Consider the following 7,864-nt stretch of genomic DNA (forward strand, 5'->3'; position numbering starts at 1 on the left):
CGCTCGCTCCACGCCTCACCGGCGCCGGCCAGCACTCGCGCCACCGAGGATCCGCTCGCGGCTTCACCGGCGGCAGCGGCAGCATCCACGCCGCGGCGCATCCCGATACCGTGGTCGCCATCCCCGGCGATCGCGTCCAGCTTGCCGAGCTCCTCAACATGTTCGACGACGACGTCCCGCACCTGGGCGAGGATGGCCACGGCCTCGCGGCCAAGGTCAGCAGCAGCAGCGGTGGGCTGTTCGACGTCGGCGGTTTCGACGTCGTCGAACGTCGCCTCGGCGCGGGCTGCACGAGGCGACATGCTGCCCTTGCGGAACGCCGGGGTGTCGGCCGGCGCGGCCCAATACTGCTCAAGCTCGTCATCCAGCCACAGCAGCGTGAGCGAGAGCCCGGACATGTCCAGGCTGGTCACGAGCTCGCCGCATTCCGGTTCGACAACCGTGAGTCCCGCGGCTGTGAGCAGCTTCTCGACCTTGCCGAACAGCAGGAAAAGTTCGTCGTATTTGACCGTGCCAAGTCCGTTGATGATCGCCACTACGCGGTCTCCGGCGTCCTCGGGCTTGTCCGCCAGGAGCCTGGAAACCAGGAGTTCGGCGAGCTCGGAGGCTGTGGGCATGGGGTGCTCCGAGATGCCGGGCTCACCATGAATTCCCAAGCCGAGGGACATCTGCCCCGCGGGTACGTGGAACAGCGGGTCCTTGGCCCCAGGGAGCGTGCAGCCGTCAAAAGCCACACCGAGCGAACGCGTGCGGTAGTTGGTCCTGATGGCCAAACGCTCGACGCCGTCAAGGTCCAGTCCCGCTTCTGCGGCGGCTCCGGCGATCTTGAAAACGGTGAGGTCCCCGGCAATGCCGCGACGTTTTTCGAGCTGCTCGATCGGGGCGCTGGCGATGTCGTCGGTGACGGTGACCGTCCGGGTATCGATGCCCTCGGCGTTGAGCCGTAGCTGGGCCTGGCCGAAGTGCAGGACGTCACCGGCGTAGTTTCCGTAGCTAAGGAGGACTCCCCCACCAGCGTTGGCAGCCTTGGCCACGCGGTAGACCTGGCCAGCTGCCGGGGAGGCGAACATGTTGCCGCAGGCGGAGCCCGCTGCCAGGCCCGGACCGACAAGCCCCGCGAATGCCGGGTAGTGGCCGGAGCCGCCACCAACCACCAGTGCCACCTGGCCGGCGGGCATCTCGGTGGAGCGCACGACGCCGCCGTCCACCCTGGCTACATAGCCACGGTTTGCTGCGACGAAGCCATCCAGCGCTTCATCGGCGAAGTCTGCCGGGTTGTCGAAAATCTGCGTCATTTCGCGGCTCCTGCCAAGGCTGCCGCGGGCTGCTGCCGACCCTGGGCTACTTGGCTCTTGCCCAGCGCGTAGCCCTCGGACTTCGGGAGGACGTGCCGGCGGAGGTATTCCTGGTTGCTGGCGGTCACACTGAGGCCGTCGCCACCATAGTGCTCCGTGCAGAGAATGCCCTGGAAGCCCACCGAAAGCGCCACTTTGAAGGCTTCGCGGTAGTTGATGAGCCCGCTTTCCATCGGTGCCGGCATGGTGATGTAGCTGTCGCGGGCCACGTCTTCGTCGCGGATGTAGTTCTTCATGTGCCAGTAGTTGGAGTACGGCAGGGTCTTGGCCACCATCTCCCGCCAGTCCTCGATGGGCCTGTGCAGGCGGATCAGGTTGCCGAGGTCCGGGTTCAGGCCGACGTTGTCCAGGCCGATGTCCTGTACCAGCTGGACGGAAGAATCCGAGGTGCCGAGGTAGGTATCTTCATACATTTCCAAGGAGAGCAGGATGCCGGCCTCAGCCGCGTGCTTGCCGAGTTCCCTGATGCGGGAGACTGCATTGCCCCATGCCTCCTTGTCGCCGACGGGGTCCTTGTACCCCTCCACGGTCCAGAACCACAATTGTTTCTGCTGCTCCGGAGTGATGGCCTGGTGGAGCCCGATGGAGACTACTTCGCAGCCGAGCTCGGCGGCGGCATCGATGGTGCGGTGGCTGTAGGCGAGGTTGTCGGCCCAGTCGGTAGCGTGGATGACGCTGCGACGGATGGCTGAGATGACCGGCATGCCGATTCCCACCTGATCCGCAGTCGCCTTGAATTCGGCGAGACGGTCCTTGCTCAGGTCGCCGGGACGGACCCAGCTGTCGGTAAGGTCCGCGTTCGCGAAACCAGCTTCCTTCACTTCCTGGAGGACGTCGGCCCACACGGAAGCATCGGCGTCGTTGATGTCCTTCCCGGTAGCGTCCTTGCCGGGGAACTGCAGGAGGGCCGCAGTAATGGGCCAGTTCTCGGCGGTATACGCCATGATGTTCTCTCCTCTTTTGAATCCTGTTTCCTATAGGATTTACGAATCAAGGGGAACTGTCAAGCATTTTCCGAAACTTCCTGCATCCTATATGTCTGACAAATGTTCGTGAAGAGGCTCACAAAAAAGCCCGCCGGGTGAACCGGCGGGCCTGGTGAGATGTTTGGCTACTCCTCCGGAGCGTCCGCGATCGCACGGCCACGGACCTTCTCCACGTGCTCGATCATTTTTTGGGCGGCCTTGTCCGGATCGCCGCCCAGCATCGCGTCCAACACCGCTTGGTGTTCGGCGATGGCCTGCTCCGCATCCGTGATGCCCACTCCCCCGAACAGCCGGAAACGCTGGATCTGGCCACCCAAGGTGTTGTAGGCAGCCAGGAGGAATTGGTTGCTCGCCTGCGCGGCAATGAGTTGGTGGAACCGCTCGTCGGCTTCGAGATAACTGCGGTATTCAGCGAACGTTCCGCCCCGGGGAGCAGTCTTCAAATCCTCCACCGCCTGCTTGAGGGCTTCCAAGCCATCCGGCGTCATGCGGGCGCAGGCCAAGCGGGCATTGACCGGCTCGATGGACAGCCGGGCTTCCATGAGTTCGGCAAAGTCCTCGCGCGTGAAAACCGGAGCCACGCGGTACCCCTTCAGCGCGACGCGACGCACCATTCCCGTATGCTCCAGGCGCGCCAGGGCCTCACGCACCGGTGTGGGTGAAACGTCCAGTTCCCGCGCCATTCCGTCGATACTGACGGCAGCCCCTGGTTCCAGCCGGCCGTCCATGAGCCATTCAAGCAGGGCTTCGTAAACGTGGTCCGCCAGAACTTGGCGACTGACAGGGAAGCCGGGGCGGGCGACTGCCGGCGAAGGTTCAGACATGCCACAAATCCTATAGGAACGCAGGCCGGTGGTCGGCAAGGAGCCGGCGTCACATTCGGCCTTGGTGCCGGAGCTTAAAGCACGACGTCGACACCCGGGGTGGGTGCCGACGTCATGGTCTTGCGCCTTATGGTTCGCTTGGTTTTAGTTCGCGTAGAACGGGTAGTCCGTGTATCCCTCGGCGCCGTCAGCGTAGAACGTGGCCGGGTTGGGTTCGTTCAGCGGCAGGCTTTCGCGCCAGCGACGCGCCAGGTCCGGATTGGCGATGGCCGGGCGGCCGACCACTACGGCGTCAGCGAGGCCTTCTTCCACAATGGCGAAAGCTTCGTCGCGGGTGGTGATCTCGCTGAAGCCCGTGTTCACCAGGAAGGTCCCGTTGAAACGCTCGCGAAGATCCTGGACCAGTGCGCCCTTGGGATCCTGGTGCAGGATGCTCAGGTAGGCCAGGTTGTGAGATGCGATGGTGTCCACCAGGACCTCATAGGTGGCCCGGACATCGGCCGCATCGGTTTCTGCAATCCCCTGCACGTTGTGCTCCGGCGAGATCCGGATACCGACGCGGTTGGCGCCCAGGGCTTCCACCACGGCGTTGACAGTCTCGATGACGAAGCGGGCGCGGTTCTCGGGCGAACCACCATAGCTATCCGTGCGGACGTTGGAGTTCGGGGCCAGGAATTCGTGCAGGAGGTAACCGTTGGCGGAGTGGAGCTCAACGCCGTCGAATCCTGCCTCAATCGCGTTCTTGGAAGCGGTGACAATTTCCTGGATGACACCCGGCAGTTCGTCAGTGCGGAGTTCACGCGGCACGGGGTAAGGCTGCTTGCCGTTGGGGGTGCGGACATCCCCCTCGATGGCGACCGCGCTGGGACCAACGATCTCGTGTCCGCCGGTGATGTCGGCGTGCGAAACGCGGCCACCGTGCATGATCTGGGCGAACATCCGGCCACCCTCTGCATGGACAGCGTCAGTGACCTTCTTCCAGCCGGCGATCTGCTCCTCCGTGACGAGTCCGGGCTGGCCGGGGTAGGACTGGCCTGCCGGCGCCGGGTAGGTTCCTTCGCTCACGATCAGCCCCAGGGACGCGCGCTGACGGTAGTGCTCGGCGATGAGATCGTTCGGGACTCCAAGCTCGCCTGCGCGCAGGCGGGTCAGCGGAGCCATCACCAATCGGTTGGAAAGCTCCAACTCGCCAAGGGCCAAGGGGGAAAACAGCATGCGCAGTTCCTTTCAGAATGAAACAGGTTCACTGCGCACAACTGCATGGCGTCTGCAACTATTCCGGATGAGTCGCAGATCACACGGCTGGTCCGGAAAAAACCCCGGCAGCTACTTGGACAGGTCCCGCATGGATTCGTCGAAGCACTCGCAGAGGGCAAGGACGGCTACCAGGTGGGCTTCCTCGGCATGCGGCGGGTCCGTGTTGATATTGATGGCTTCATTGACCGATTGCGCCAGGTTCTTGGACTCCCTGCCGGTCAGCGCCCACACTTTGGCCCCGGCCGCTTTGGCGGCTGCGGCGGCGTCGCGAAGGTCGTCCGTAATCCCCTTGGCGGCCAGGAGCACAACGATGTCACCCTTCTTGACCACCGCGGGAATCTGTTCGCTGATGGTCTCCCCGGCGTCCTTTTTGGCAACGATGGCCGTGAAGGAGCCGGGGCCGCCGTCGTTATTGTGTGCGGCATCATGGGCAGTCAGCTCGGAGGTGAACCTGTCCGCTTCATGGGCCGAGCCGTCACTGCCGGCAGCGAACACGCTGCCGCCGCGGAGGCGGACCCGCGCAAGCTCTTCGCCCCATTCGGCAAGCCTGGAAGACTCCCGGCGCAGGGCCGCCACCGCCGGTCCAATCTCGCCAAGATGGCCGAGGACCACATCCACTGCGTGCCGGTTTGTCTTCGACTCGGTCGCCCGGATTGCTTGACCTGTCCGCCTCACCACGATGCTCACTTCCTGCCTCCGTTTCTTCGTCGAAACTATAGGTTCCTGTCATCCTCACGCGTTGAGCCATCGCGCCTGCTCCGGTCACGGGTCAGTCGCTCCCCCTCGGCCACATGGGATCGGTCGGAGGCGGTGGCACGGTCAGCATCGCGGGAATCGTGCATGTCATTCACGCGGTCCGTATTGCCGGGACCGCGGTCGTCGGTGCGGTCACGGTCGCTGACTCGGCGATCGTCGGCCGAGCGGTCCGTCGACGCGTTCGGGTCCAGTTTGTCGGCGTGGCGAAGGTGTTCCTCCACGCGACCGTGGGCTTCGTCAGCTTTCTCCGAATGCCGCTCGGCATCCTTCCGGAGGCGGCTGGCTTCAGCTTCGGCCTGCAAGGCATTTGCCTCTGCCTGCGCTGCCTGGGCTTTGGCTTGGTGGGCGCCAATGGCTTCTTCCTGTGCCTTTTCGCGCAACTCCTCTGCCCGGCGATGGTTGACTTCGGCCTTTTTCCGGCGTCCGATGACTACCGCGGCGATCACAGCGGCGATGACCACTACGGCCACCACAATGATCAGTACCAGTTGTCCTGTATCCATAAGGATTACCTCCCTGGTGAGCGGACTTCTGTGGGCGCCGCTCGTGGCCCTCGCTGTGCTTGGTGTCCGAGGAGTACCCCAATCGCCTCATTTCCAAACGATTGCAGTACTGCCTCACATTTCATCGTAGCTAGTTATCAGGTTACTTACTAGTTTCAGCTGCCGGTCTCTTCAGGATGTTCCCTGGCGCGCTTTTCATCCGGCGTCTCTCCGGTGCTGTCCGGGATAAATGTCGGGTCCAGTTCAGTGGTGAAGTCACCCGATCCTGGATCACCTTTGTCATGCTCGACGGCGGCAGGAACCTCCGGGCCGGACGGCTCGGAAGGCTCCTCTTCAGACTTGTTTGGTTCTTCGCTCATGGCCTCAATCTAGGCTTCACGGAGGAATCGTGTCGAGGGCTGGCAACCTTGTGCCTTGCCACCATCTCTGGTTCGCTGGAAAGGTCTCCAGCAGGGCGGGACCCACCCCAGCATCAAGGCAGGGAGATCCAATCGTGCAAGCAGTGACATGGCAAGGCCGGCGCTCGCTCAGCGTCGAAGACGTACCCGATCCCTCGATCCAGGAACCCACGGACGCGATTGTCCGCATTACCTCCACCGCCATCTGCGGCTCGGACCTCCACTTGTATGAGGTCCTGGGCCCCTACATGCACAAGGGCGATGTCATTGGGCACGAGCCCATGGGCATTGTGGAAGAAGTGGGGTCCGAAGTCCATCGCCTCAAGAAGGGCGACCGCGTGGTGGTCCCGTTCAACATCTCCTGCGGGCACTGCTTCATGTGCAACCAGGGCCTGCAATCCCAGTGCGAAACCACCCAGGTCAAGGAGAAGGGCTCCGGGGCTGCGCTGTTCGGCTACTCCGAACTTTACGGCTCAGTCCCAGGCGGCCAGGCCCAGTATCTGCGTGTTCCCTTCGCGGATTACGGTCCCGTGAAAGTGGATTCGGACGCGCCCGACGAGCGCTACCTCTTCCTCTCGGACATTCTGCCCACCGCCTGGCAGGCGGTGGAGTATGCCAACGTTCCGGAAGGTGGAACCCTTGCTGTCCTTGGCCTGGGACCCGTGGGCCAGTTTGCCGCCAGGATCGGCCTCCACAAGGGATTCCGCGTCATCGGCGTTGATCCCGTCCCCGAACGCCGTGCAATGGCGGAGTCACGTGGCGTGGAGACGCTCGACTATAGCTCGGACGTCTCCGGCAAGATCCGTGAGGAAACGCTCGGGCGGGGACCTGACTCCGTAGTCGATGCCGTGGGCATGGAGGCACACGGTTCTCCGGTGGCTTCCTTCCTGCACCGGGCGGTGTCCCTCCTCCCGGACAAGCCAGCTCAGGTGGCCATGGAAACCATGAGCGTTGATCGGCTCGCCGCACTCCACACGGCAGTAGACATGGTGCGCCGCGGAGGCACACTGTCCCTGAGCGGCGTTTATGGCGGCCAAGCCGACCCCATGCCCCTCATGAGAATGTTCGATAAGCAAATACAGCTCCGTATGGGGCAATGCAACGTGCGAAGCTGGACAGACGATTTGCTCCCCCTGGTTGAGGACGACGCCGATCCCCTGGGAGTCATGCATTTGGTCACCCATACCGGCGGCCTGGATGAAGCGCCCGCACTCTACGAGAAATTCCAGAAGAAACAGGATGGGTGCATCAAGGTGGTGCTCAAGCCCTGAAAGTGCGCATTCAGGAAGCACCCAGAATTGCTCGATAGCCTAGCGATTGTCAGCGTTGGACTACATCGAAGGAGACCTCATGGGACTCGGAGACAAGATCAGCAACAAGGCACAGGAAGTCACCGGCAAGGCCAAGGAAGCCTTGGGAGACGCCACCAACAACGAGAAACTGCAGGCCGAGGGCGTTGCTGACCAAGCAGCTGCCAAGACCAAGCAGGCAGGCGAGAACGTCAAGGACGCCGCAAAGGACGCCTTCGACAAGTAAGCCCCCCGCACCAAACGAACGCAGCGCCCCGGCTCCCTCCAAGGGAGCCGGGGCGTTTGTGCGAACCCAACCAGGTGACAGCTCCTGTCCCAATGAGCGGTCAGAAGGACAGGTGCTGTCACCTAGACGATATGTGTGTGGGGGGAGGGCGCCGTTTGGTGGGTTGGTTCCTTCTGAGGGGCGATTGTTGCCGGACCGGTTCCCGGAGCGTCAGCTTTGGCGGGGCCCTCTCGGTTGGTTTTTCGTGGC

The 7,864-nt window shown here is 63.2% G+C and carries 9 protein-coding genes; 2 read left to right on the forward strand and 7 right to left on the reverse strand.

All coding sequences use genetic code 11. From position 1 onward, the window contains the following. The 7 genes from PJL15_RS22380 to PJL15_RS22410 all read right to left on the reverse strand — a co-directional run. Window positions 1–1,295: dihydroxyacetone kinase family protein (locus PJL15_RS22380; RefSeq protein ID WP_281453328.1), on the reverse strand; the 1,295-nt coding region annotated here is incomplete at its 3' end. Then, a complete protein-coding gene (locus PJL15_RS22385; RefSeq protein ID WP_281453329.1) occupies window positions 1,292–2,299 on the reverse strand; it encodes a sugar phosphate isomerase/epimerase family protein in 1,008 nt (335 codons plus the stop codon). The genes PJL15_RS22385 and PJL15_RS22380, both read right to left, overlap by 4 nt. A 167-nt stretch (window positions 2,300–2,466) precedes the next feature. Beyond that, complete coding sequence (locus tag PJL15_RS22390) at window positions 2,467–3,165, reverse strand: GntR family transcriptional regulator (protein WP_281453330.1); 699 nt, start codon at window positions 3,163–3,165, stop codon at window positions 2,467–2,469. Between the two features lie 144 nt (window positions 3,166–3,309). Next, window positions 3,310–4,380, reverse strand: coding sequence for an alkene reductase (locus PJL15_RS22395; RefSeq protein WP_281453331.1), 1,071 nt, complete (start codon window positions 4,378–4,380; stop codon window positions 3,310–3,312). 111 nt (window positions 4,381–4,491) lie between these two features. Continuing rightward, window positions 4,492–5,076: an SIS domain-containing protein gene (locus PJL15_RS22400; RefSeq protein ID WP_432443852.1), complete on the reverse strand. Its 585-nt coding sequence runs from the start codon at window positions 5,074–5,076 to the stop codon at window positions 4,492–4,494. Between the two features lie 59 nt (window positions 5,077–5,135). After that, entirely contained in the window at window positions 5,136–5,681 is a 546-nt protein-coding gene (locus PJL15_RS22405; RefSeq protein WP_281453333.1) for a hypothetical protein, read from the reverse strand. Window positions 5,682–5,836: 155 nt separating this feature from the next. After that, window positions 5,837–6,040: a hypothetical protein gene (locus tag PJL15_RS22410; protein ID WP_281453334.1), complete on the reverse strand. Its 204-nt coding sequence runs from the start codon at window positions 6,038–6,040 to the stop codon at window positions 5,837–5,839. Window positions 6,041–6,174: 134 nt separating this feature from the next. Between PJL15_RS22410 and PJL15_RS22415 the strand changes: the two genes are divergently transcribed. Next, window positions 6,175–7,350: a zinc-dependent alcohol dehydrogenase gene (locus tag PJL15_RS22415; protein ID WP_281453335.1), complete on the forward strand. Its 1,176-nt coding sequence runs from the start codon at window positions 6,175–6,177 to the stop codon at window positions 7,348–7,350. Window positions 7,351–7,429: 79 nt separating this feature from the next. Continuing rightward, window positions 7,430–7,615: a CsbD family protein gene (locus tag PJL15_RS22420; RefSeq protein WP_018777112.1), complete on the forward strand. Its 186-nt coding sequence runs from the start codon at window positions 7,430–7,432 to the stop codon at window positions 7,613–7,615. The last annotated feature ends 249 nt before the right edge of the window (window positions 7,616–7,864 follow it).

It is taken from the genome of Paenarthrobacter nitroguajacolicus, from assembly GCF_029952445.1.
GTDB lineage: Bacteria > Actinomycetota > Actinomycetes > Actinomycetales > Micrococcaceae > Arthrobacter > Arthrobacter nitroguajacolicus_B.

What these genes read in the sequence shown, in the direction of transcription:
- PJL15_RS22410 (WP_281453334.1), bottom strand. Translation starts at nt 6,040, where the DNA reads ATGAGCGAAGAACCAAACAAGTCTGAAGAGGAGCCTTCCGAGCCGTCC.
- PJL15_RS22390 (WP_281453330.1), bottom strand. Translation starts at nt 3,165, where the DNA reads ATGTCTGAACCTTCGCCGGCAGTCGCCCGCCCCGGCTTCCCTGTCAGT.
- PJL15_RS22385 (WP_281453329.1), bottom strand. Translation starts at nt 2,299, where the DNA reads ATGGCGTATACCGCCGAGAACTGGCCCATTACTGCGGCCCTCCTGCAG.
- PJL15_RS22420 (WP_018777112.1), top strand. Translation starts at nt 7,430, where the DNA reads ATGGGACTCGGAGACAAGATCAGCAACAAGGCACAGGAAGTCACCGGC.
- PJL15_RS22405 (WP_281453333.1), bottom strand. Translation starts at nt 5,681, where the DNA reads ATGGATACAGGACAACTGGTACTGATCATTGTGGTGGCCGTAGTGGTC.
- PJL15_RS22395 (WP_281453331.1), bottom strand. Translation starts at nt 4,380, where the DNA reads ATGCTGTTTTCCCCCTTGGCCCTTGGCGAGTTGGAGCTTTCCAACCGA.